This window comes from Streptomyces sp. JH002 (assembly GCF_050916115.1).
GTDB lineage: Bacteria > Actinomycetota > Actinomycetes > Streptomycetales > Streptomycetaceae > Streptomyces > Streptomyces xiamenensis.
On sequence record NZ_CP087989.1, the window covers coordinates 1,953,440 to 1,976,920 of the forward strand.

Below are 23,481 nucleotides of genomic sequence, written 5' to 3' on the forward strand. Positions count from 1 at the left end.
GGTGTCTGCCGGGGTCAGTCCTTGACCAGGGGCTCCTTGCCGGCGGTGCGGGCGGCGGCCTCGGCGGCTTCCGCGGCGCGCTCGTCGGCCTCGATGTCCTCCTCGGAGTGCCCGGCGTCGCGGCGCCGGACGTACTCCAGGACCTTCTTCAGCTCCTTCTTCACGACCGGGGCCAGCAGGTAGAGCCCGATGATGTTGAAGACGGCGGCCAGGAACAGCGCGCTGTCGGAGAGGTCCACCAGGGAGCCGAGCGACATCATGGCGCCGATGATGACGAAGAAGCAGAACACCAGCTTGTAGAGGGTGTCGCTGACCTTGGAGGCGCCGAAGAGGTAGTGCCAGGACTTCTGTCCGTAGTACGACCAGGTGATCAGCGTGGAGAAGGCGAACAGCAGCACCGCGACGGTGAGGATGTTCGGGAACCAGGGCAGCGCGGTGGCGAACGCGTCCGAGGTGATGGAGATACCCACCGGCTCGTCGGACTGCCGGGCGGCCTCGTAGACCGGGCCGCTGGCGATGATGATGGTCAGGGCGGTCATGGTGCAGATGACGACGGTGTCGATGAACGGCTCGATCATCGCGACCAGGCCCTCGGTGGCGGGACGCTTGGTCTTGACCGCCGAGTGGGCGATGGGGGCGGAGCCGACGCCCGCCTCGTTGGAGAAGGCCGCCCGCCGGAAGCCCTGGATCAGGGCGCCGATCACACCGCCGGTGACACCTTCGGGGCTGAAGGCGCCGGTGATGATGGTGCTGATCGCGTCGGGCACCTGGCCGACGTTGAAGAGGATGACGATCAGACAGGCGGTGACGTAGAGGATCGCCATGCCGGGCACCAGCTTGGAGGTGACCGCGCCGATGGACTTGATGCCGCCCAGCAGCACCAGACCGACCAGCACGGAGACCACCACGCCGAACAGGAGCGCGCCGGCGGAGCCCGTGAAGAAGTCGGTGCTGTCCTGGGTGACCGAGGTGAGTTGCTCCAGGGACTGGTTGACCTGGAGGACGTTGCCGCCGAAGAGCGCGAAGAGCAGCACCATCAGCGCGGCGGGGGCAGCTATCAGCCGGCCGAGCTGGGGCAGGCCGCGCTCGGCGAGTCCCTTGCGCAGGTAGAGCATGGGGCCGCCGGTGACCCGGCCGTTCTCATCGATCTCGCGGTATTTCACCCCAAGGGTGCATTCGACGAATTTCGTCGCCATGCCGAGGAAGCCGCACAGAATCATCCAGAAGGTGGCACCCGGGCCACCCAGGGAGACGGCGACGGCCACACCGGCGATATTTCCGAGGCCGACGGTGCCGGAGACCGCGGAGGTCAGCGCCTGGAAGTGACTGATTTCGCCGGGCGCATCCTTTTGCTCATACTTCCCGCTGACAAACTTGAGGGCGAGCTTGAGGTAGCGGATCTGGGCGAAGCCGAAGTAGATGGTGAAGACGAGTCCGGCGATCGCCAGCCAGGCCACGATCACCGGAAATTCGGCCCCGAAGACCGGGACGTTGTAGAAGACGATGTCCGACAGCGTGCTGCTGAGCGGGTCGAAGAAGTCGCTGATCGCCTTGTCGACGTCATCAGTCCAGGACATGGGTGGGGATTCCTCTGGCTGCTGGTGGGGAAGAAAGACACTGCGCTTCGTGCGCAGGGGCCATTTCAGATGGGGAATTTCCTACCACGCAACACTGTGAACACGATGTGGTGCACGTCACACAGTGGGCCATGGTCACATTACCCACACCCCCATACCCGGACGGGTCAGGGCAACAGAGTGGCGATCAGCGATTCCTGAAGGCCTCCCAGCCACAGATAGGCCATCACCAAAGGCTTGTCCGGGTCCTCGTCGGGGAGATGGAACAGCCGGTCGCTGTCATCGTCCTTGCTGATGTCCAGCCGCACACCGATGGCCAGCCGGAGATCGTTCAGGGCGCGCAGCCACGCCTGCGATTCCTCCGGCGTGAGCGTGAGAACTGCCCCGCCGGGCCCGTTTTCCTGCCCGGAGAGGCCGTCCAGTGCCCGGATGACGGTCAGCAGATTTTTCCCGTTTGCCGGCCCGCAGATCATCTTCGGTGAAGCGGCGGAACTCCGCCGAGTGCTCCCGGGAACGCTCATCCTGATCGTCGTCGTCGGGGCCGTGATAGGCGTCCGGGAACAGCCGGGCGAGCGCGGGATCGGTGGGCGCTTCGCTCGGCCCCTCGGAAAACAGCGCGTCGAGTTCGTCACCGACGCTCTCGGCCCGCCCGCCGGGACCGATCAGTTCCACCAGCTGGACGGCGAGGCTGCGCAGAATGGAGATCTCGATCTCGTCCAGCGCGACCGCCGCGCCGCCGTCCGGACTACCCGCGCGTTCGAAGTAACCCGTCATCACCGGTCCTGGGAGAGCGTCGCCCACAGGCCGTAGCCGTGCATCGCCTGCACGTCCCGCTCCATTTCCTCGCGGCTCCCCTCGGAGACCACGGCCCGGCCCTTGTGATGTACGTCGAGCATCAGCTTCTTGGCCTTGTCCTTCGAATAGCCGAAATACGCCTGAAAGACGTAGGTCACATAACTCATCAGGTTAACGGGGTCGTTGTGCACGATCGTCACCCACGGCACCTCGGGCTCGGGCACCTGCACCGGAGCTTCCTCGGACTGGGTGCGCTCGACCTCCATGGGGATGGCACTCACAGGTCCCATGCTGCCACACACCCCAATATCGTCACTTTGACGAGATGGGGGGTACGCTGTCCCCATGGATGACTTGGAGCTGGGACTGCCGGTGGCGGTGCCCTCGACCGCGCTGTTCACCGATCAGTACGAGCTGACCATGCTGCAGGCCGCGCTGCGCGCCGGAACCGCGCACCGCCGCACCGTCTTCGAGGTCTTCACCCGGCGCCTTCCCGAAGGCCGCCGCTACGGTGTGCTGGCCGGCACCGGCCGCGTGCTGGACGCCGTGGAGAACTTCCGCTTCGACCCACCCCTGCTGGACTATCTGCGCGAGGCGCGGGTCGTGGACGAGCCCACGCTGCGCTGGCTGGCCGACTACCGCTTCACCGGCACCGTGCGCGGCTACCCCGAGGGGGAGGTGTACTTCCCCGGCTCGCCCGTCCTGCAGGTCTCCGGCACCTTCGCCGAGTGCGTCCTGCTGGAGACGGTGATCCTGTCGATCCTCAACCACGACTCGGCCATCGCCGCCGCCGCCTCCCGGATGGACGTGGCCGCCGCCGGCCGCCCGCTGATCGAGATGGGCGCCCGGCGCACCCACGAGCTGGCCGCCGTCGCCGCCTCGCGCGCCGCGTACGTCGGCGGCTTCTCCTCCACCTCCGACCTGGCCGCCGGCTTCCGCTACGGCATCCCCACCGTGGGCACCAGCGCGCACGCCTTCACCCTGCTGCACGACAGCGAGCGGGACGCCTTCGTCGCCCAGGTCGACGCGCTGGGCACCGGGACCACCCTGCTCGTGGACACCTACGACGTGACCGAGGCGGTGCGCACCGCCGTGGAGGTGGCCGGGCCCGGCCTCGGCGCGGTCCGCATCGACTCCGGCGACCTGCTGCTGGTCGCCCACCGGGTGCGCCGCCAGCTGGACGAGCTGGGCGCCCGGGACACCCGGATCGTGGTCACCAGCGATCTGGACGAGTACGCGATCGCCTCGCTGGCCGCCGCGCCGGTGGACGCGTACGGGGTCGGCACCCGGCTGGTGACCGGCAGCGGGCACCCGACCTGCTCCATGGTGTACAAGATGGTCGCCCGCGCCACCGGGGACGGGCCGGACGCGCCCCTGGAGCCGGTGGCCAAGAAGTCCTCCGGCGGGAAGCTCTCCATCGGCGGGGTGAAGTGGGCGGCACGCCGCCCGGACGCGGACGGGATCGCCGAGTCCGAGGTCATCGGCACCGGCGAGGTGCCGCCCGAGCTGTCCGGGCGGCTGCTGAGCGTGGAGCTGATGCGGGAGGGGCGCGCGGTCGCGCGCGAGCGGCTGGACGCCGCCCGTGACCGGCACCGGGCGGCCCGTGACCTGCTGCCCCTGTCGGCCACCCAGCTGTCCCAGGGGGAGCCCGTCCTGCGCACGGAGTACATCTGAGGCCAAAGCACGACCGCAGGCTGTGACCGTGCCCCCGCCGTGAGCCCTCGCCCCCGGGCACGCCACAGCCGTAGCCTCGGAAGTGGTCGGCCTTGCACCCGATACCGTTCGAGACCGGAACCAGCGAAAGGGTGTTCGTCATGCACCGCGCACTCATCGTCGTCGACGTACAGAACGACTTCTGCGAAGGGGGTGCCCTGCCGGTCGCCGGCGGAGCCGACGTGGCGGCCGCCATCACGGATCTGATCGGGGACAGCACTCCCGGCTACCGGCACGTGGTGGCCACCCGTGATCACCACATCGATCCCGGTGACCACTTCTCCGACACCCCGGACTTCCGGGACTCCTGGCCGCGGCACTGCGTGGCGGGTACGGAGGGGATCGGTTTCCACCCGAACTTCGCCCCCGCCGTCGCCTCCGGAGCGATCGACGCCTGCTTCGACAAGGGGGCCTACGAGGCGGCGTACAGCGGCTTCGAGGGCGCCGACGCCGATGGCAACACGCTCGCGGACTGGCTGCGCGCCCACCAGGTGACCGAGGTCGACGTGGTGGGGATCGCCACCGACCACTGTGTGAAGGCCACCGCGCTGGACGCGGTGCGCGCCGGGTTCCGCACCCACGTGCTGCTGGACCTGACCGCCGGGGTCAGCCAGCAGACCGTGGAGGCGGCGCTGCGGGAGCTGGAGAACGCCGGGGTGGAACTGTCCGGCAAGGCGATCGTCGCCGGCTGAGCCGCGCCCTCAGGGGGCGCGCGGGGGTGAGCGGGGCGGGGTGAGCGGCGTGCGGGGCGGGCGCGGGCTCACGCCGCCCAGATGTGTGCCTCCTGCGAGGTACGGGCGCGGGTGGCGCCCCACAGCGCGGCCATCGGGCGCCAGCGCTCCGTCTCGTGGTGCGGGCTGCAGCGCCACAGGGCCCCGTCGGGGTGGTGCAGCACGGCGGTGATCTCGTCCGGGGTCGGCGGGGCCGTGTTGCCGCGCAGGTACACGGCGCGCAGCCCCAGGTTCCGCAGCCTGGTCAGCGCCCTGGCCCGGTTCGCGGCGTGCACCAGCACCCGGATCCGGTCGTGGGTCGCCGGGCGCGGCAGCTGCAGCGCGACCACGACGCTGCCGTCGGGCAGCCGGACAAAGCCTCCGTCGGCCATGAGACACCTTTCCTCGAGGTCCCGGTGAGTGGGGGGACCCCGCCATACTCACCCGACCGGCCGCCGCCCTACAAGGGGCGACGGCCGGAAGACATCAGGTGATCGTGCGACTACGCGGGGTCATCGTGTGCTGGGCGCCACCTGGAGGACCATCGGGATCTTGCCGCTGCCGGTGGGCGACTGAGTCAGGATGGTGATCTTGGTGTTGGTGTCCGGCACGACCACGCTGTTCCACGGGTTCGCCGGGTCCCAGTAGTCGCCCTTGCGGTCGTCGAAGACCGGCACGCCGCGGTGCCCGGGCAGCGTGGTGGCCACGCTGTCCTTGTGCAGCGTCAGCTTCGGCGTCGAGTACAGGCTGAAGGTGGCGTCCCGGGACTGGATGCGGTTGCGCAACAGCGTGCCGTCCGACCACTTCTCGGCCACCGGGGAGGCGTCGACGGGCAGGATCAGGCCCTCACCCGGGTGCTGGCGGGTGTTGTTGTTGCTCTGCGAGGTGTCCCACAGCCACACCAGCAGACCCGACTGGTAGGCGTAGTGCTCGACCCAGTCGTCCTTCGTGTCCAGGAAGCCGAAGTTGTACGGGCCGTGCTTCAGCGTCCGGTCGAAGCCGGTGTACTGGCGGTTCTCCGCGATGTAGAACTGCGGGTAGTCGTCGGTGATCGAGGCTCCCACGAGGGAGAAGCCGTTCACCTTCCAGTCGCCCTCGCCGTTCTCGGCGTCGTCGGAGAAGACGGTGGCGCCGTCGGCGGTGATGGTGATCTCGTCGGCGGTGAAGCCGAGTTCGGCCAGCGCACCGTCGGTGAGGTAGCGGAAGCGCAGTTCGATGGTCTGCCCGGCGAAGGCGTCCAGCGGGTAGGACAGGGCCACCTGGCCGCCCGACTCACCGTGCAGCGCGGTGCGTCCGGCGCTGTCGGTGGGCAGCGGCGCGCCGTCGCCCGTACCGGCCAGCGGGGTGAAGGTGGCGCCGCCGTCGGTGGAGGCCTCCACGTACAGGAAGTCGTAGTCCTCCTCGATGCTCCACCAGCCGCTGAGATCCAGGGAGGCGGTGGACGCGCCGGTCAGGTCGACGGTGCGGGCGAGGGTGTTGGACAGGCTGTCGCCGCTGCCGCTCCACCACTGGGTCTCGCCCTGGGCGGGGGCGACCAGATCGGTGGTGACGGTCTTGGCGGGCAGTTCGACCACCAGCGCCTGGGAGTCGAAGCGGCGGTTGCCCTCGGGGAACTGGTCCGCGGAGGCGCCCAGGACGTGGGTGGAGCGGGTCGCGGCCCGGGCCACGTCGTAGTCCAGCCAGCCCAGTTGCAGCTTCTCCCACGGGCCCATGTCGTTGGGCAGGGTGCCGATCGCGCCGTCGTTCTTGTCGCTCAGCCACGAACCGGAGGACATCGCCGACCAGAAGCCGGTGCCGTTCTCACCGCCCGAGGTGTCGTACAGGTCGGGCAGGCCCAGGTCGTGCGCGTACTCGTGGGCGAAGACGCCGACGCCGCCGTTCTCGGGCTGGATGGTGTAGTCGCCGACCCAGATGCCGCTGTCGCCGATCTCCACGCCGCCGGCGAGGTTCTGCGGCGGCCCGGTCAGGCCGACCTGGTCGGCGTAGGCGTACCAGCGGTGTGCCCAGATGGCGTCGTCGCCCTGCGCGCCGCCGCCGGCCGAGGCGTCCTCACCGGCGTGCACGATCTGGAAGTGGTCGAGGTAGCCGTCCGGCTCGTTGAAGTTGCCGTCGTTGTTGTAGTCGTAGCGGTCGTACTGGTCGTACTCGGAGAGGATCTCGCGGACCTCGTCCGGGGAGAGACCGCGGGCGATCTGGTCGTCGTACCAGGCGTTGACGCCGTCGGTGACGACCTCCCACACGGAGCGGCAGACGTTGGACCCGCAGGCGCTGTTGCCGTACCGCGCCTCGTTGTAGTCGACCTTGACCCAGTCGGTGACGGTGCCGTCGATGGAGTAGCGGCCCGAGGACTGGCTCTCGAAGTACTGCTTGACGGACGGGACGGCGGGGTCCGTGCCGTAGTACAGCTCCTGGTAGTGCTCCCGGCTGAAGTCCTTCTGCCAGATGGTGCTGTTGTCCACCGAGCGGTCCGGTTCGGCGATCTCGTTGGCCAGCGGGCCGCGGGTGCCGCCGAACTCCGGGTGGATCTCGTCGCCGAACTCGACCAGGATGGTGAAGATCTTGTCCGTGCCGGTGGTGGCCACCTCGACGAACTCGCCGTCGCTCAGCTCGACCACCTCGGAGCCGTGCTGCGCGCGGGGGCGGGCCTGGCCGGTGATCAGCTGCTGGTGGGCCTCCTGCTTGAGCGCTTCGCGCTTTTCGCCCAGCGGGTTCTCCAGGTGCGGTTCCGCGGCGAAGAGTTGCTGGTCGGCGGGGACTCCGGTGGCGTCGTCGGCGCTGGTGGCGGCCGCCTGGGCGGTGCCTGCGGGGACGAGGACGGCGGCGGTCAGGGCGGCGAGGGCCGTAGCCGCGGCGAGGGTGGTAGATCTTGTGGATCTGCCTCGAATGTTCACTCTGATGTCTGTCCTTTGTCGCGAACATGGTCTGTGATCACAGGCATTGGACACGAGGTCACGTCAAAAAGACAGATCCTGCCGAGAACGATCACGGAATCTCATGTTCATTTCACGATCTGTTGATATATGACTCCGTGCGCCCCCCATGCTCCGGTCCGACGGCACCTGCCGGAGGCATCAAGCTCGTAGCGTGCGGGCATGCACGCCCGTAGCACCCCGACCCACGAACGGCACCCCAGGCACCAGCACCCCACCCTCAGGACGGACTTCGCCATGCCGCTTCCGCATCCGACCCCCGTGCAGATCGCCTACGGTTCGGGCACGGTCCTGGTCACCACCCTCGTCCTGCTCCTGACCACCGGAGCGGAGACCACCCCGGCGCTCGTGGCGATCGCCGCGCTGGCACTGGTGCTCGGCATCAGCGTGACGATGATCGCGCGGGCCCGCTCCGGGCCCCGGTCGCGGCCCTCGGCTGCCCGTTCCGAGCCCGGGCCCCCGCCCGCCGAACGGGCCGCGGAGCGCCCGGCGCACCGGCCCGTGGAGCGTTCGCACGCGCGCGTCTGAACCGGCCACCCGGGCGATCCCCGCTCGCCGGCAGCGCCGGCACCGGCACGACCCGATCAGGCGGTCGAGACCACAACGGTCCTGGCCGCCTTGTCGTGCAGACACTGCCGGTAGGGCTTGTCCCAGGTGCAGTTGAGCACGTTGACCAGCCAGAAGATGAAGCCGAAGCAGGGCAGCAGCTCCGGCAGGGAGTACACCGCGGCCCGGAACCACCCGGGACTGCCGTGCGGCACGGCCCCGTTCTCCAGCATCGCCACCCGGATCCGCATGGCCATCTTGCCGAGCGTCTGCCCGCGCGCGCTGAGCATCGCGCCTTCGTATACGAAGTACACGATGATGATGGCGGCCTGCTGGAGGTAGTTGCTGCTGGAGGCGGTGTCGTAGTTGCGGTCGCCGGTGATCGCCCACAGCAGCAGGGACATCGGGACGCCGATGATCAGCGCGTCGATGATGCGCGCCACCAGCCGCCGCCCCCGGGAGGGCAACGGCGGCATCCCCGCCAGCGGATCGGCCTCGCCGTACGGGCCCGGGCCGCCCGCCGAACCGGGCACCTCACCCGATGGCGGCGGCGCACTGGGAAAGCCGGGCCCGGAGGGCGGAGGAGGCTCGGCTGGCCCGGAGGGCGGCGACGCCCCGGACCCCGGACCGCCCGGGGGCTGCGCTCCGGCACCCGGACCGTTCGGGGGCTGTCCCCCGGCACCCGGACCGGCGGCCGGCCGGCCCGTACCGCCACCGCTGGGGGGCGGCACCGCGGAAGGGCCCTCGGCCCCCTCCTGAGGTGACGCGCCACCGGCCGGCCCGTGCTCCGGAGGACCGGCGTCCCGCCCCTCCGGCCGGTCCGGCGGACGGGGCTCGCCGGCGGACTCCCGGCCGTCGTCGGCCGGCGGGTCCGGCTCGTCACCGGGCGGTGGCTGGGGCTGGTCAGTGTTCATGGCCCGAGTCGACCCCGGCCGTACGCCCCGCGCATCCGGCGTGGGGCGTTCGGGGGACACATTGCGCCGTGGGGGTACCCGCGGACCGGTACGGGCCCGGACGTGAGCGGCCCCACCGAGCAGGGCCGGTCGTACCGGTCCCGCACACGGCACGGCCCCGATGACCTCCGCCGGAGGTCATCGGGGGCCGCGACCGGGTCAGCGTGCGACGAAGGTGCCCGCCACCTTGTCGTGCCAGCACTGGTGCCAGGGGCGATCGCGCACACCCCACAGCACGTTGACGATCCCGATCACCAGGATCCCCAGGACGCTGTACAGGAACCAGCGCGACAGCGCGGCCCCGAAGGTGGGCTTGACCTGGCTCTGGAGGTCCAGCACCCGCAGCTTGCACAGGGCCTTGCCAGGGGAACGGCCCCACAGCGCCGTGGGCAGCGCCTCGAAGAGGAAACCCGCGACCAGGAAGACGCCCAGCACCATGGCCAGGTAGCCGCCCGTGGTGCCGTCGATCAGCCAGATCTCCCGGGTCACCCCGGCCTCGTTGGCCGCGTCGATCTGCTGCTGGATGTGGTCCCTGGCGTCCCCGATGACCACGGCCGCCATCGCGGCGGCGGCACCCAGCGGGAGCAGGGAGTCGATCAGCCGGGCCAGCAGCCGGCGGCCGAGACCGGCCGGGTACAGCTGGTCACCCGCGCCGAAGATCGCGTCCTTGCTGAAGGGCAGCGGGGTGAGCGGGTCCGCCTGGTGCGACCGCAGGAACGGCGACTGGGCGGACCCGGCCTGGAGTTGCGGTGCTGCCTGCTGCGGCTGGGGCTGCGGCTGGGCCACCGGCAGGTGCTGTTGTTGCTGCTGCTGCGGGACCGGGAGGGGCGGCAGCGGCTGCGGGGCCTGCTGCTGGGGTGCCTGCTGGGCGAGTTCGCGCACCTGGTGCTGCCAGGACTCCCCCTTGGGCAGCCGCAGTTGGGCGGTCTGCTCGTGCGGCCGCTCCGGCGGCACCGAACGGGCCTGCGCGGGCAGCGCGGGCTGCACCGGCCGGGCCTGCTGCTCGGGCACGGCGGGCAACGCGGCCGGCGCGGCGGCGGCCGGCCGCTGCTGTTCCGGCACCCGCTCCGGTTCGGCCTGGGCCTGCTGCCGCGGCTGCGGTTCCGGCTGGGCCTGCGCCTGCGGCTGGGGCTCACGCCCCGGCGTCGCCCGCAGGAACTGGCCCCGGGGGTCGATGCGGGGGTCGGGCTTCTGCGCGGGCGCCACGGGAGCGGCCTGCGCGTCCTCGTCCCCGGCCCGGCGCGCGGGCTCCGGCTCGGGCAGCGCCCGTGCCTCGGGAGCCGGCTCCGGAAGGGCGGGCGCGGGTGCCCCGGGCGGCGGTGCGGGCAGCTGCTCCCCGTCCCGTGGCTCCGGGCGGCTGGTGCCGGGCATCCAGGCGGCGCCGTTCCAGTACCGGATGTAGCCGGGAATCGACGGGTCCGGATACCAGTTGGGCCCCGGGCTTCCGCCGGCGCTTCCTGCGGGTGGGGAGCTCATGAGCGGTCCTGAATCTCCTCGTCCTACTGGGCTGTCTGCGGGCCGTCGCCGGGTATGCATGGTACGTCCCCCGGCGGGGCGGCAGATACAGCTACGTCGACGACAGTGTCCCGTACGACCGGCCACCGGCGGTGCGGCGGCCTGCCGACACGCACCCTTCGCAGAAAAATCTCCAAAGCGGCGTAAGGATCGGCCCGCTGCTCCCTCTCCCCCTGTGCCTGACTGACAGGAACGCATGTGAAGGGGCGACGCAGCGCATGAACACCACCGTCGAACGGGACGTCGAACTCCAGCTGGTGCTCTCGCCGGAGCGCAGCATCCCGGTACCGGCCCGCTTCGTGTACCGGTCCGATGACCCGTACGCCGTCCACATCACCTTCCACTTCGGCTCGGACACCCCCGTGTACTGGACGTTCTCCCGCGAGTTGCTGGTGGAAGGTGTCTTCCGGCCCTCCGGGCACGGCGATGTGCGGGTGTGGCCGACGAAGATCGACACGCGCAGCGTCATCTGTGTGGCGCTGAGTTCACCCGACGGCGACGCGCTGATCCAGGCGCCCGCGGTGGCGGTGTCGGCGTGGCTGGAGCGCACGCTGCGCCTCGTACCGCCGGGCACCGAGTCCGAGAACACCGATCTGGAGGAGGAGTTGTTCGCCCTGCTGACCCCGGCGCCGGGTGACGACTGCTACCCGGGCGGCGGCGACCTGTGGGGGCCGCTCGACGGGCTGTCCGACGGTGACAGGTGAGCCTGCGGCCGGGGACGCGGGTGCGGGTGCGGGTGCGCGGCGTGCCGCACGAGCGGAGTGGTGCGGTAGGGCACCGGGTTCTCCATGACGATGGCGGTGGCGGCGCGGACGATCCCGTCGAAGCCCACGACCTCGTCGATGACGCGCTGGAGATCGGCGTTGGAGCGGGCGACGAGGCGGCACAGCATGTCGCCCTGGCCGGTGATGGTGTGCAGTTCCAACACCTCGGGGACGGAGGCGAGGTGGGCGCGCACCTCTGCCCCGCGTCCCTGCTTGATCTCCAGGGTGGCGAAGGCGGTCACCGGGAAGCCGATGGCCGCCGGGTCCACCTCGGGTCCGAAGCCCCGGATCACCCCGGTGGCGCGGAGCTTGTCCAGACGCGCCTGGGCGGTGCCGCGTGCGACCCCCAGCCGTCTGGATGCCTCCAGTACGCCGATGCGCGGCTCGCGCGCGAGCAGTTCCAGCAGCCGGCCGTCCAGTTCGTCGATCGCCATGCGGGGCTCCTCTCCACTGGGCAACCTGTACACACCGTACGGAGCTACGCGCGTGGGGCTGTACGGGGTGTCCAGCACTCGCGACAACTATTGCGCACCTTGCGGAGGGGGCGCACCCTGCGCATATGACTGAGCACACTCCGGCCGATCCGTTCCCGGTACAGGGGATGGATGCGGTCGTCTTCGCGGTGGGCAATGCCAAACAGGCAGCGCATTACTACTCGACGGCGTTCGGGATGACCCTCGTCGCCTATCAGGGCCCGGAGAACGGCAGCCGGGAGACCGCTTCGTACGTGCTGGAATCCGGAAGCGCCCGGTTTGTCTTCACCTCGGTCATCACTCCGACGGGCGAACGCGGGAAGGAGCTGGCGCGGCATGTCGCCGAGCACGGGGACGGGGTGATCGATCTGGCGATCGAGGTACCCGACGCCCGGGCGGCGTACGCGCACGCGGTGGCGCGGGGCGCACACGGTCTCGCGGAGCCGTTCGAGCTGTCGGACGACGACGGGACGGTGGTCCTGGCGGCGATCTCGACCTACGGGGAGACCCGGCACACGCTGGTGGAGCGCTCCGGCTACAAGGGGGCGTACCTGCCGGGGTTCACGCCGGCGCGCCCGATGGTCGCGCCGGCGGAGGGGCGGCGCCGGGTGTTCCAGGCGATCGACCACTGTGTGGGAAATGTGGAACTCGGCCGGATGAACGAGTGGGTCGAGTTCTACAACAACGTCATGGGCTTCACGAATATGAAGGAGTTCGTGGGCGATGACATCGCGACGGAGTATTCGGCGCTGATGTCCAAGGTGGTGGCGGACGGCACCCGCAAGGTGAAGTTCCCGATCAACGAGCCGGCGCCGGGCAAGAAGAAGTCGCAGATCGACGAGTACCTGGAGTTCTACGGCGGCCCCGGCGTCCAGCACATCGCCCTGAACACCGGGGACATCATCCACACCGTGCGCGCCATGCGGGCGGCGGGTGTGGAGTTCCTCGACGTGCCGGACTCGTACTACGACACACTCGGCGAGTGGGTCGGCGAGACGCGGGTCCCGGTGGACACGCTGCGGGAGCTGAAGATCCTGGCCGACCGCGACGAGGACGGCTATCTGTTGCAGATCTTCACGAAGCCGGTACAGGATCGGCCAACGGTCTTCTTCGAGATGATCGAGCGGCACGGATCGCTGGGATTTGGCAAAGGGAACTTCAAAGCTCTCTTCGAGGCAATCGAGCGTGAACAGGCGCGGCGGGGGAATCTGTAAGAACACCACCCCCCACAACCGCCCCCGCGACCTGCACTCGCGGGGGCGGTTTTTTTGCCGCCGGGGCTCGTGCGGGGTCACCCGGGGCGACCAGGGCGACCGGGCGCGGGGCTAGCAACCCGGTACGGACTCCCCCGCCGCGAGGGCGCGCAGGTCGTCGATGGCGCCGGACAGAGTGGTCACCGGGATGAGGCGCAGTCCGTCGGGGAGGTTGGCGGTGGCGGCGTCGCACTCGTCCCGCGGGACGAGGAAGACGGTGGCGCCGTCGCGCTTGGCCGCCTGGGTCTTCAGCGGCACGCCGCCGACCGGGCCGACGGTGCCGTCCGCGTCGATGGTGCCGGTACCGGCGATGACCGCGCCGCCGGTGAGGTCGCCGCCGTGACCGTCGCCGTCCAGCAGGTCGACGATGCCGAGCGAGAACAGCAGCCCGGCGCTGGGGCCACCGACCGAGTCCAGGCTGAGGGCGATGTCGATGCCCTCGTCGGCGCGGCCGAGGTGGCCCAGGGCGGCGGTGACGGCCGAGTGCTGGGACTGGGTCATCTGTTCGCGGTTGTGCTGCTGGATCTCCTTGACCGAGTCACCCACCGGGTAGACCGCTTCGGTGGGCAGCACCGCCTGGTCGGAGGCGAAGTAGCCGCCGAGGACGTCGGTGAGATGTACGGAGGCGTCCGGTGCGGTGGCGGTGATGGTCGTCATCCGCAGCTCGCCCTCGGGTTCGCGCACCGGGGCACCGGTGATGGTGATGACGGGCTTGCCGTCGCTGTCGCCCAGCACGTTGGCGGTGGGGCCGGGGTGCGCGACGGCGAACGGCAGCGGCGCGAAGGCGGCGACCGCGAGCAGCGCGGCGAACAGCGCGCCGCACGCGGCGAGCACCCAGGTACGGCGCCGGCCGGTCAGCGACTTGGTGAGGGCGGACATGCCGCCGAATCTAACGCACGCGGTGGGCCCCCTCCCGCCGAGGGCCGGGACGGTAGCGGCGCCGGGTGGTCCTGCCCGCGCCCGGTGCGGGCGGTCAGCGCAGCACGGCGGCGACCTCGAGGGCGGCGCGGACGACACGGGGGCCGACGTCCGGCGGGACGGATTCGTTCAGCATGACCACCCCGACGCTCCCCTCGATGCCGCAGTCGCGCGGCAGCGGGGCGGCGGCACCGCTGGCGCCCGCCTCCAGTTCGCCGTGGGTGAGGACGAACCCCTCCTCGTCCTGGATGTCCTTGCAGCGGCCGGTCAGTATGGCGCGCCCGGCCGCGCCCCGGTCCAGGGGGTGACGGAAGCCGGCCCGGTACGCCACGTGGTAGTCGGTCCAGCTCGGTTCGACGACGGCGACGGCGAGGGCGTCACTGCCGTCGACCACGGTGAGATGGGCGGTGGCGCCGACGTCCTCGGCCAGGGCGCGCAGCGCGGGCAGCGCGGCTTCCCGTACCAGCGGGTGCACTTGGCGGGTGAGCCCCAGGACGCCGACGCCGACCCGGGCCCGGCCGCTGGTGTCGCGGCGGACCAGGGCGTGCTGTTCGAGGGTGGCCAGCAGGCGGTAGACCACGGTGCGGTTGACGCCGAGCTGTTTGGACAGTTCGGTCACGGTCAGACCGTGATCGGTCTCGGCGAGCAGTTTGAGGACCCGTAGTCCACGGTCGAGCGTCTGAGAGGTCTCCGCGGTCACGACGCCCCCCTTTCGGCTGCCAACGCGTGACCGGGAACTTATCCAGCGTTACCGCTCAGCGGAAGGGGCTGTCCAGTATTCGAGCACCGAACCACCCTTTTTCGACCAGTTTTGCGCCACGTCCGGTCCTCCCCGGCCCGGGACCGGGCAGGGACCGGACAGGTCCTCAGCGCATCCGGGTCGCCCATTCCTTCACCTTGGCCATCCGCTGCCGCAACTGCCCCGCCGTGGCCTCCGCCGTCGCCGGCCCGCCGCACACCCGGCGCAGCTCGGTGTGGATCACCCCGTGCGGCTTGCCCGACTGGTGCACGTACGCCCCCACCAGCGCGTTCAGTTCGCGCCGCAGGTCCATCATCTCCTTGTGGGTGACCACCGGGCGCCGCTCCGCGGGCACCTCCAGCAGGTCGGCCTCCTCGTCCGGCCGCTTCTTGCTGTGCGCGATCTGCCGCGCCTGGCGCTTCTGGAGCAGCATCTGCACCTGATCCGGTTCCAGCAGCCCGGGGATGCCGAGGTAGTCCTGCTCCTCGGCGCTCCCCGGGTGCGCCTGCATCCCGAACTCGGCGCCGTCGTACATCACCCGGTCGAAGACGGCCTCCGACTCCAGTGCCTCGAAGGGCAGCTGGTCATCCGTTCCGTCGGGCTCGTTCTGCTCGCGCTCCGCCTCGGCGAGGAGGTCGGCCTCCTCCGCGTACGGGTCCTCGTCCTCGCCGCCCTTCTTGGGCTTGTCCAGGATGTGGTCGCGCTCGACCTCCATCTCGTGCGCGAAGCCGAGCAGGGTGGGGATGGTGGGCAGGAAGACGGAAGCGGTCTCGCCGCGCCGCCGCGAGCGCACGAAGCGGCCCACCGCCTGCGCGAAGAACAGCGGTGTGGAGATGGTGGTGGCGTACACGCCGACCGCCAGCCGCGGGACGTCCACCCCCTCGGAGACCATGCGCACCGCCACCATCCAGCGGTCGTCCGACGTCCGGAAGTCGTCGATGCGCTGGGAGGCGCCGCCGTCGTCCGACAGCACGAGCGTGGCGCCCTCCCCCGTGATCTCCCGGATCAGCTTGGCGTAGGCGCGCGCCGACTCCTGGTCGGTGGCGATCACCAGGCCCCCGGCGTCGGGGATGGCCCGCCGCACCTCCGTCAGCCGCCGGTCGGCGGCGCTCAGCACGGCCGGCATCCAGGCGCCCTTGGGGTCGAGCGCGGTGCGCCACGCCTGCGAGGTGGCGTCCTTGGTCATGGGTTCGCCGAGCTTGGCGGCGAGTTCGTCGCCCGCCTTGGTGCGCCAGCGCATGCTGCCGCTGTAGGAGAGGAAGATGACGGGCCGCACCACGCCGTCGGCCAGCGCGCTGCCGTAGCCGTACGTGTAGTCGGCGACGGAGCGGCGGATGCCGTCCCCGTTGTCCCCGTAGGCGACGAACGGGATGGGGTTGGTGTCGGAGCGGAAGGGCGTGCCGGTGAGGGCGAGCCGGCGGGTGGCGGGCTCGAACGCCTCCAGGCACGCCTCGCCCCAGGAGCGGGAGTCACCGGCGTGGTGGATCTCGTCGAGGATGACGAGGGTCTTGCGCTGCTCGCAGCGGTTGCGGTGCAGCATCGGCTTCACGCCGACGCCCGCGTACGTGATGGCCACGCCGTGGTACTCCGCGCCGAGCCGCCCGGAACTGTACTCGGGGTCCAGCTTGATGCCTATCCGGGCGGCGGCCTCGGCCCACTGCTTCTTCAGGTGCTCGGTGGGGGCCACCACGGTCACCTGCTGCACGACGTGGTGGTGCAGCAGCCAGGAGGCGAGGGTCAGCGCGAAGGTGGTCTTGCCGGCGCCGGGGGTGGCGACGGCGAGGAAGTCCTGGGGCTGGGCCTGCACATAGGCGTCCATCGCCGCCTGCTGCCAGGCGCGCAGCTTGCTCGCGGTGCCCCAGGGGGCGCGGCCGGGGAAGGCCGGGGAGAGGTGGGAGGACGCGGTGGTGGTGGCGGAAGCGGCGGTGGTAGTCACGGTCTCCGGGGCTGGGACGGTGGGCGGATGTGGTGGGAACCGCGCCAGCGTACCCGGCCCGCCGGCCGCTCCGGAGTCCGGTATTCAGTTCGCTATGTCCCCCTTTGCCGCCACTCGCCCGCCGGTGATGACGGCTAGCACGGCGACGATGGTGGCCGCCGCGTAGACCACCACGAAGGCGCCGGGGCCCACCGCTTGGGTGTCCTCGGCCGCGGTGGTGCTGCCGCCGAGGGCGGCGAAGGCGCTTCCGACGGCAGTGAGCATCACCACATTCGACAGCGCGTCACAGACCTGGAGCGAGGCCACGTTTCCGCCCGCCTCCTCCGGGCGGGAGAGCCGCAGCACGAGCACGCCGACCGAGGAGACGACCATGCCCATGCCGAAGCAGCCGACGGACAGGGTGAGGGCGGGCGTCCACACCGGTACCGCGTCGATGAGGACGAGCGGGGTGGTGAGCACGGCGAACAGGATCAGCACCGTGCCGGAGCGCACCATCGTGAACCGGTAGGGCTCAAGTCGCGGCCGGGACTGCGCGTAGGAGCCCAGGGCCCACACCGCGCCGGAGACCGCCAGGGTGAGCCCGGCCTGGGTGACGGACAGGCCGCGCTGGGTCACCAGCATCAGCGGCAGGAAGGTCTGGGTGGCCATGAAGGCGCCGGAGATCAGTCCGCGCAGCATGATGACGGACGGCAGGCCCCGGACGGCGCGGAACGTCCCGGCGGGCAGCAGCCGGCGGGCGGAGGGCGCGACGAGGGCGAGCCCGGCGACGACCGGGAGCACGGAGATCCACCGCAGTTCCTGGCCGCCGAACTGGAGCAGCCCGGCGCCGATGGCGACGGCCGCGGCCAGCCGCAGGGTCCGGGCGTCGAACTTCTTCGCGCCGGTGTCGGGCGGCCCGGACGCCTCGCGGCGCAGCGGCGGCAGCATGATCAGCAGCGGCAGCACCACCAGGACGGTGATGCCCAGGAACACCCAGCGCCAGCCGAAGTGTTCGGTGACCACGCCGGCGATGACCGGACCCAGCAGCGAGGGCACCACCCAGGCGGCGGAGAACGCGGCGAGGGCGGCCGGGCGCAGATGTTCGGGGTAGGCGCGGCGCACGGTGACGTACAGCGCGACGATGACCAGGCCCCCGCCGGTGCCCTGTGCGGCGCGGCCGGCCACGAAGGTGAGCATGTTCTGGGCGACGCCGGAGAGCAGCAGTCCGGTGGAGAAGACGGCGATCCCGCCCACCACGGGCCCCATCGGCCCGCTGCGGTCGCACCACTGACCGGCCACCACCATGCCCAGCAGGGAGGTGGTGAAGTACGCGGAGAAGGCGAACGCGTACAGCGCGACCCCGTCCAGTGCCTCGGCGGCGGCGGGCATCGCGGTGCCGACGGCCATGGCCTCGAAGGCGATGAGCAGGATGGTGCTCACGCAGCCGAGGGTCAGCGCCCGGTGGGGCCGGCTGAGCACGCCCCCGGGCGGGGGCGGGGTGGACGCGGGCGGGGCCGGGGCGGATGGCGACGGCGTTGTCGCCGGTACGGGGTCGGTCATACGTCACACGGTAAGGAACGACCGGCCCCGGGCCCATACCCGATACGGCCGAGGACCGGGGAAGGACAGGGGTCCGGTCAGGCCGGTACGCGCGGCGGCACCAGCCGGCGGCCCGCCACGATCTCGGCCAGGTCCGCCGGGGCCCGGGCGAAGTCGGGGAGCGCCAGCATCGCGAGCCGGGCGGCACGCGACCGGGCCGTGGTGGCGTGGTCCTCCAGAACGGTCCGGCACGCCTGCGCGAGGAGTTCCGGGCCGGGGGTGCCGGTGAGGTGCCGGCCCAGGCCCAGCTCGCTCACCCGGCGGGCGTTGTGCGGCTGGTCGCCGAAGTTGGGCACGACCACCATGGGGGTGGCGGTGCGCACCGCCTCCCGGATGCTGTTGTACCCGCCGTGGGTGACGAACAGGTCGGCGCACTCCAGCAGCAGCGGCTGCGGAACGCGGTCGGTGAGCAGGACGTTGGGGCCGGGCTCGGCGCCCTCCAGCGGGATGCCGCCGGTGGCCACGACCGCCGTGACGTCCAGCAGGGACAATCCGGCGACGATGGTGCGCAGCATGGCCGCCGGATCGCTCGCCTCGGGGGGCAGCGGCACTTTCCACCCGGCCTCGCGGAAGGTGGGCAGGACGGTGCCGAGGGCGGCGAGTACGAGGGGCCGGTCGCCAGGCAGCCGGGCGGCCCAGGGCGGGAGTTCGCCGCTCACCTCGACCGCCGTGGTCTGCCGGTAGGCGAGCGCGGCGGTGGGGTGGCGGGCGAAGCCGTACGCGGGCGGCATGTAGTCGAACCGGCCGTACGGGTACAGGCTCGCCGGGTCCTCGCGGGCGGGCACGCCGGCGGCGGCCCGCAGGGCGTTGAGCGGCGGCAGCAGCGGTGCGGGGTCGAGCAGGTTGAGGAAGCCGCTGGGGAAGGGGAGTTGCGGGATGTCCCGGTCCTCGGCGAGGACGACGGCGGCGAAGTCCATGCCGTCCCGGACGACGGCCTCGGGCCGTACCTGCCGTGCCGCCTCCCGCAGGACGGCCAGCACGGTGTGGGCGTACGGGCCGGCCAGCAGCGCCGTCAGCGGGTGGTCGGGCGAGGACATGTCCTGCGCGGGGTCGAACACCACGTCCCGGCCCGGCCGGGGAACGTCCGGCAGGACGGCGCGGACGGCGAGCCGGTCGGCGGCGAACACCGGGGCGACGGCCTCGGTGGTGAGGACCGTGACCTCGTGCCCGGCCGTGGCCAGTGCGCGGGCCAGCGGCAGCAGGGCCCGGCCGTGCGAGGGGGAGGCCATGGCGGTGCACAGGACGCGCATGGGGATCCTTCCGGGAAGGGCGGGTGGCGGGTGACCTGTGCAGAAGTACCCCGGCCACCGGCGTCGGATGGGCGTCCGGCCGCGAACTCACCCGTTCCGGTGGATGTATGTCCCGCCATCCGCGCGACGCCCCGGGTGCGGTGCGCCGTTGTGCGGTACTGCACGCACGCGTGCCGGGTCACCGTCTCGCCGTGCCGCTCGCCGCACGGTTCGCCGTACCGTCAACACCGGGAGCGTCCTACGTACTCCAGCCCTCGCCCTCGCGGGTCTCGCCGCCGGGGGCCGGGTCAGTTCAGCGGCTGGTTGAAGCGCAGCAGGTTGCCGGCCGGGTCGCGGAAGGCGCAGTCGCGGACGCCGTAGGGCTGGTCCATCGGCTCCTGGAGCACCTCGCCCCCCGCCGCGCTGACGCGCTCGAACGTCGCGTCGCAGTCGTCGGTCGCGAAGATCACGCCGCGCAGCATCCCCTTGGCCATCAGTTCGGCCATGGCCTGCCGGTCCTCGGGCGAGGCGTTGGGGTCGGCGAGCGGGGGTTCCAGGATGATGGAGACGCCCGGCTGGGCCGGCGAGCCGACGGTCACCCAGCGCATCCCCTCGAAGCTGACATCGTTGCGTACCTCGAGGCCGAGCGCGTCGCGGTAGAAGGCGATCGCCTGATCGTGATCGTCGACGGCGATGAAGCACTGGGAGATCGTGACATCCATGCCGCCCACGCTACGGGCGGGCGGCGCCGGTGGCTTCTCCGTCCCTGACCGGCCGGGTGTGGATCTTCGCCATGCAGGCGGGGATGGCGGCGCCCGCCTCGTGGCCACGGGCCCGGTAGGCGCTGGGGCTCTCGCCGACCAGCTGGGTGAAGCGCGTGCTGAAGGACCCCAGCGACGTACAGCCGACCGCCATGCACACCTCGGTCACCGACAGGTCGCCGCGCCGCAGGAGCGCCTTGGCGCGTTCGATGCGGCGGGTCATCAGATAGCTGTACGGGGTCTCGCCGTACGCGGCGCGGAAGCTGCGGGAGAAGTGGCCCGGCGACATGAGGGCTCCGCGCGCGAGCGCGGGCACGTCCAGCGGCTCGGCGTAGTCGCGGTCCATCCGGTCGCGGGCACGCCGCAGCCGGACGAGGTCGTCGAGCTCGGGCTGTCTCACCCGCTCAGTGTCCCAGACCGGTCAGGTATGGAGAAGCGGCGGCGACGGGGCCCGACTAGCGTGACAGATCAGGCAATACCGATCAGAAATGATCAGAACCATCAGCTCAGGAGTGATCATGTCCCACCCCAGCGTCCCCGGCACCGCCCCCCGGGGCATCAGGACCGTGCATCGCCGCGTCTCCGGCCTGGACGGCACGGTCCCCGGCCTCGTCCAGCACCCGGCGCGGACCCAGGAGCACGGCCGGGACGGGGAACGCTGAACATGACCGCCGACGACAGCTCCGCCGCACCGCACATCGCCGACCTCCACGGACGCATCCGGGTGCACGGAGCGCGCGAGAACAACCTGCGCGACGTCAGCGTCGAGATCCCCAAGCGCCGCCTCACGGTGTTCACCGGGGTCTCGGGCTCGGGCAAGAGCTCGCTGGTCTTCGACACGATCGCCGCCGAGTCGCAGCGGCTGATCAACGAGACGTACAGCGCGTTCGTCCAGGGCTTCATGCCGACCCAGGCGCGGCCCGAGGTCGACGTGCTCGAAGGGCTGACCACCGCGATCATCGTCGACCAGCAGCGGATGGGCGCCGACCCGCGCTCCACGGTCGGCACCGCCACCGACGCCAACGCGATGCTGCGCGTCCTCTTCAGCCGGCTCGGGCAGCCGCACATCGGCCCGCCCGGCGCGTACGCCTTCAACGTGCCCTCGGTCCGGGCGAGCGGGGCGATCACCGTGGAGCGCGGCGCCAAGAAGGCCGTGAAGGCCACCTTCACCCGCACCGGCGGCATGTGCCCGCGCTGCGAGGGCCGCGGCACCGTCTCCGACATCGACCTCACCCAGCTCTACGACGCGGACAAGTCCCTCAACGAGGGCGCGCTCACCATCCCCGGTTTCACGGCCGGCGGCTGGAACCACCGGCTGTACGCGTCCTCCGGCTTCTACGACCCGGACCGGCCGATCCGCGCGTTCACCACGACCGAGCTGCACGACTTCCTCCACCACGAGCCGACCCGGATGAAGATCGAGGGCATCAACATGACCTACGAGGGGCTCGTCCCCCGGGTCCAGAGGTCGATGCTCGCCAAGGACCCGGAGGCGATGCAGCCGCACATCCGGGAGTTCGTGGAACGGGCCGTCACCTTCACCGCCTGCCCCGAGTGCCACGGCACCCGGCTCAGCGAGGCCGCCCGCTCCTCCACGATCGGCGGCGTCAGCATCGCCGACGCCTGCGCGCTGCAGATCAGCGACCTGGCGCAGTGGGTGGGCGGCCTCACCGAACCCTCGGTGGCGCCCCTGCTCACCGCGCTGCGGCACACCCTGGACTCCTTCGTGGAGATCGGCCTGGGCTATCTCTCGCTGGACCGGTCCTCGGGCACCCTGTCGGGCGGCGAGGCGCAGCGCGTGAAGATGATCCGCCAGCTCGGCTCCTCGCTCACCGACGTCACCTACGTCTTCGACGAACCCACCACCGGACTGCACCCGCACGACATCCAGCGCATGAACGACCTGCTGCTGCGGCTGCGCGACAAGGGCAACACCGTCCTGGTCGTCGAGCACAAACCCGAGGTCATCCGCATCGCCGACCACATCATCGACCTGGGCCCCGGCGCCGGCACCGCCGGCGGCACGGTCTGCTTCGAGGGCACCGTGGCGGGGCTGCGGGCCAGTGACACGGTCACCGGGCGCCACCTGGAGGACCGGACCACGCTCAAGGAGCGGGTGCGCACCCCGCGCGGGACGCTGGAGATCCGCGGCGCGGACACGCACAACCTGCGGGACGTGGACGTCGACATCCCGCTCGGGGTGCTCACGGTCGTCACCGGCGTGGCGGGTTCCGGCAAGAGCTCCCTCGTGCACGGCTCACTGCCACCGCGCTCGGGCGCGGCCGGCGAGGGCGTGGTCTCCATCGACCAGAGCCCGATCCGCGGCTCGCGGCGCTCCAACCCGGCCACGTACACCGGGCTGCTCGGCCCGATCCGTACCGCTTTCGCCAAGGCGAACGGGGTGAAGGCGGCGCTGTTCAGCGCCAACTCGGAGGGCGCCTGCCCGAACTGCAACGGCGCCGGCGTCATCTACACCGACCTCGGCATGATGCGCGGCGTCTCCACCACCTGCGAGGAGTGCGAGGGCAAGCGCTACCAGGCGGCGGTACTGGAGTACCACCTGGGCGGCCGGGACATCAGCCAGGTACTGGCCATGCCGGTGGCCGAGGCGCGGACGTTCTTCGGCGCCGACGGGGAGGGCCCGGTCCCGGCCGCGCACCGGATCCTGGACCGGCTGGCCGCCGTGGGGCTCGGCTATCTGAGCCTGGGCCAGCCGCTGACGACCCTGTCGGGCGGCGAACGGCAGCGGCTCAAGCTCGCCACCCACATGGGCGACAAGGGCGGGGTGTACGTCCTGGACGAGCCGACGGCCGGGCTGCACCTGGCCGATGTCGAGCAGCTGCTCGGGCTGCTCGACCGGCTCGTGGACTCCGGGAAGTCGGTGATCGTCGTCGAGCATCACCAGGCGGTGATGGCGCACGCGGACTGGATCATCGACCTGGGGCCCGGCGCCGGACACGACGGCGGCCGGATCGTCTTCGAGGGCACCCCGGCGGAGCTGGTCGCCGCGCGTTCGACCCTCACCGGCGAGCACCTGGCGGCGTACGTCGGCGCCTGAGCGGGGCCCGGGTGGGGCGGGGGCGGGCGCCGC

The 23,481-nt window shown here is 71.4% G+C and carries 21 protein-coding genes and 1 pseudogene; 7 read left to right on the forward strand and 15 right to left on the reverse strand.

Annotated features, from left to right (window positions below):
- Positions 1–14 precede the first annotated feature (14 nt).
- The 3 genes and pseudogenes from H7827_RS08460 to clpS form a co-directional block, all read right to left on the reverse strand.
- Positions 15–1,577 carry an alanine/glycine:cation symporter family protein gene (locus tag H7827_RS08460; protein ID WP_432743869.1) on the reverse strand — a complete coding sequence of 521 codons (1,563 nt, stop codon included), beginning with the start codon at positions 1,575–1,577 and terminating at the stop codon, positions 15–17.
- Between the two features lie 167 nt (positions 1,578–1,744).
- A pseudogene (locus H7827_RS08465) lies at positions 1,745–2,351 on the reverse strand (DUF2017 domain-containing protein).
- Positions 2,351–2,662 (reverse strand): ATP-dependent Clp protease adapter ClpS, encoded by a 312-nt coding sequence (gene clpS, locus H7827_RS08470; protein ID WP_046725786.1) that lies wholly within the window; start codon positions 2,660–2,662, stop codon positions 2,351–2,353. Before clpS ends, H7827_RS08465 begins: the two are co-directional and overlap by 1 nt.
- A 55-nt stretch (positions 2,663–2,717) precedes the next feature.
- On the opposite strand from clpS, the gene H7827_RS08475 reads away from it, so the two are divergent.
- Both H7827_RS08475 and H7827_RS08480 read left to right on the forward strand, forming a co-directional pair.
- Positions 2,718–4,046 (forward strand): nicotinate phosphoribosyltransferase, encoded by a 1,329-nt coding sequence (locus tag H7827_RS08475; protein ID WP_386539538.1) that lies wholly within the window; start codon positions 2,718–2,720, stop codon positions 4,044–4,046.
- A 140-nt stretch (positions 4,047–4,186) separates the two neighbouring features.
- Positions 4,187–4,777: an isochorismatase family protein gene (locus H7827_RS08480; protein WP_432743872.1), complete on the forward strand. Its 591-nt coding sequence runs from the start codon at positions 4,187–4,189 to the stop codon at positions 4,775–4,777.
- Between the two features lie 68 nt (positions 4,778–4,845).
- Here H7827_RS08480 and H7827_RS08485 read toward each other — a convergent pair whose 3' ends face one another.
- On the reverse strand, positions 4,846–5,187 hold the full coding sequence (locus H7827_RS08485; protein ID WP_375879288.1) for a hypothetical protein: 342 nt from the start codon (positions 5,185–5,187) through the stop codon (positions 4,846–4,848).
- Between the two features lie 120 nt (positions 5,188–5,307).
- Entirely contained in the window at positions 5,308–7,686 is a 2,379-nt protein-coding gene (locus tag H7827_RS08490) for an immune inhibitor A domain-containing protein (RefSeq protein WP_432743875.1), read from the reverse strand.
- Positions 7,687–7,887: 201 nt separating this feature from the next.
- Between H7827_RS08490 and H7827_RS08495 the strand changes: the two genes are divergently transcribed.
- Positions 7,888–8,253 (forward strand): hypothetical protein, encoded by a 366-nt coding sequence (locus H7827_RS08495; RefSeq protein ID WP_432743877.1) that lies wholly within the window; start codon positions 7,888–7,890, stop codon positions 8,251–8,253.
- 56 nt (positions 8,254–8,309) lie between these two features.
- Here the strand turns inward: H7827_RS08495 and H7827_RS08500 are convergent, their stop codons facing one another.
- Positions 8,310–8,804 carry an RDD family protein gene (locus H7827_RS08500; protein ID WP_386539533.1) on the reverse strand — a complete coding sequence of 165 codons (495 nt, stop codon included), beginning with the start codon at positions 8,802–8,804 and terminating at the stop codon, positions 8,310–8,312.
- A gap of 579 nt (positions 8,805–9,383) precedes the next feature.
- Positions 9,384–10,700: an RDD family protein gene (locus tag H7827_RS08505; protein WP_432743879.1), complete on the reverse strand. Its 1,317-nt coding sequence runs from the start codon at positions 10,698–10,700 to the stop codon at positions 9,384–9,386.
- 257 nt (positions 10,701–10,957) lie between these two features.
- On the opposite strand from H7827_RS08505, the gene H7827_RS08510 reads away from it, so the two are divergent.
- On the forward strand, positions 10,958–11,443 hold the full coding sequence (locus H7827_RS08510) for an SsgA family sporulation/cell division regulator (protein ID WP_030736939.1): 486 nt from the start codon (positions 10,958–10,960) through the stop codon (positions 11,441–11,443).
- On the opposite strand, the gene H7827_RS08515 is transcribed toward H7827_RS08510, so the two are convergent.
- Positions 11,383–11,937 carry an Lrp/AsnC family transcriptional regulator gene (locus H7827_RS08515; RefSeq protein ID WP_432743882.1) on the reverse strand — a complete coding sequence of 185 codons (555 nt, stop codon included), beginning with the start codon at positions 11,935–11,937 and terminating at the stop codon, positions 11,383–11,385. The two genes, H7827_RS08510 and H7827_RS08515, sit on opposite strands and share 61 nt — an antisense overlap.
- A 125-nt stretch (positions 11,938–12,062) precedes the next feature.
- Between H7827_RS08515 and hppD the strand changes: the two genes are divergently transcribed.
- Complete coding sequence (gene hppD, locus H7827_RS08520; RefSeq protein ID WP_432743884.1) at positions 12,063–13,190, forward strand: 4-hydroxyphenylpyruvate dioxygenase; 1,128 nt, start codon at positions 12,063–12,065, stop codon at positions 13,188–13,190.
- A 111-nt stretch (positions 13,191–13,301) separates the two neighbouring features.
- Here the strand turns inward: hppD and H7827_RS08525 are convergent, their stop codons facing one another.
- From H7827_RS08525 to H7827_RS08555, 7 genes are all read right to left on the reverse strand, one after another.
- A complete protein-coding gene (locus tag H7827_RS08525) occupies positions 13,302–14,108 on the reverse strand; it encodes a S16 family serine protease (protein WP_432743886.1) in 807 nt (268 codons plus the stop codon).
- Positions 14,109–14,202: 94 nt separating this feature from the next.
- On the reverse strand, positions 14,203–14,847 hold the full coding sequence (locus H7827_RS08530; protein ID WP_030736950.1) for an IclR family transcriptional regulator: 645 nt from the start codon (positions 14,845–14,847) through the stop codon (positions 14,203–14,205).
- A gap of 166 nt (positions 14,848–15,013) precedes the next feature.
- The gene (locus H7827_RS08535; protein WP_386532659.1) at positions 15,014–16,822 is read right to left on the reverse strand and encodes a DEAD/DEAH box helicase; all 1,809 of its coding nucleotides are present in this window, start codon (positions 16,820–16,822) and stop codon (positions 15,014–15,016) included.
- Positions 16,823–16,906: 84 nt separating this feature from the next.
- Positions 16,907–18,361, reverse strand: a complete 1,455-nt coding sequence (locus H7827_RS08540) for an MFS transporter (RefSeq protein ID WP_432743889.1) — start codon at positions 18,359–18,361, stop codon at positions 16,907–16,909.
- A 77-nt stretch (positions 18,362–18,438) separates the two neighbouring features.
- Positions 18,439–19,650, reverse strand: coding sequence for a glycosyltransferase (locus H7827_RS08545; protein WP_432743891.1), 1,212 nt, complete (start codon positions 19,648–19,650; stop codon positions 18,439–18,441).
- A 287-nt stretch (positions 19,651–19,937) separates the two neighbouring features.
- On the reverse strand, positions 19,938–20,351 hold the full coding sequence (locus H7827_RS08550) for a VOC family protein (RefSeq protein WP_432743893.1): 414 nt from the start codon (positions 20,349–20,351) through the stop codon (positions 19,938–19,940).
- Positions 20,352–20,361: 10 nt separating this feature from the next.
- Positions 20,362–20,736, reverse strand: a complete 375-nt coding sequence (locus tag H7827_RS08555) for a helix-turn-helix transcriptional regulator (protein ID WP_386532853.1) — start codon at positions 20,734–20,736, stop codon at positions 20,362–20,364.
- 172 nt (positions 20,737–20,908) lie between these two features.
- Between H7827_RS08555 and H7827_RS08560 the strand changes: the two genes are divergently transcribed.
- Together H7827_RS08560 and H7827_RS08565 are read left to right on the forward strand one after the other, a co-directional pair.
- Positions 20,909–21,052 carry a hypothetical protein gene (locus H7827_RS08560; RefSeq protein ID WP_432743895.1) on the forward strand — a complete coding sequence of 48 codons (144 nt, stop codon included), beginning with the start codon at positions 20,909–20,911 and terminating at the stop codon, positions 21,050–21,052.
- A gap of 2 nt (positions 21,053–21,054) precedes the next feature.
- A complete protein-coding gene (locus tag H7827_RS08565) occupies positions 21,055–23,448 on the forward strand; it encodes an ATP-binding cassette domain-containing protein (protein ID WP_432743897.1) in 2,394 nt (797 codons plus the stop codon).
- The last annotated feature ends 33 nt before the right edge of the window (positions 23,449–23,481 follow it).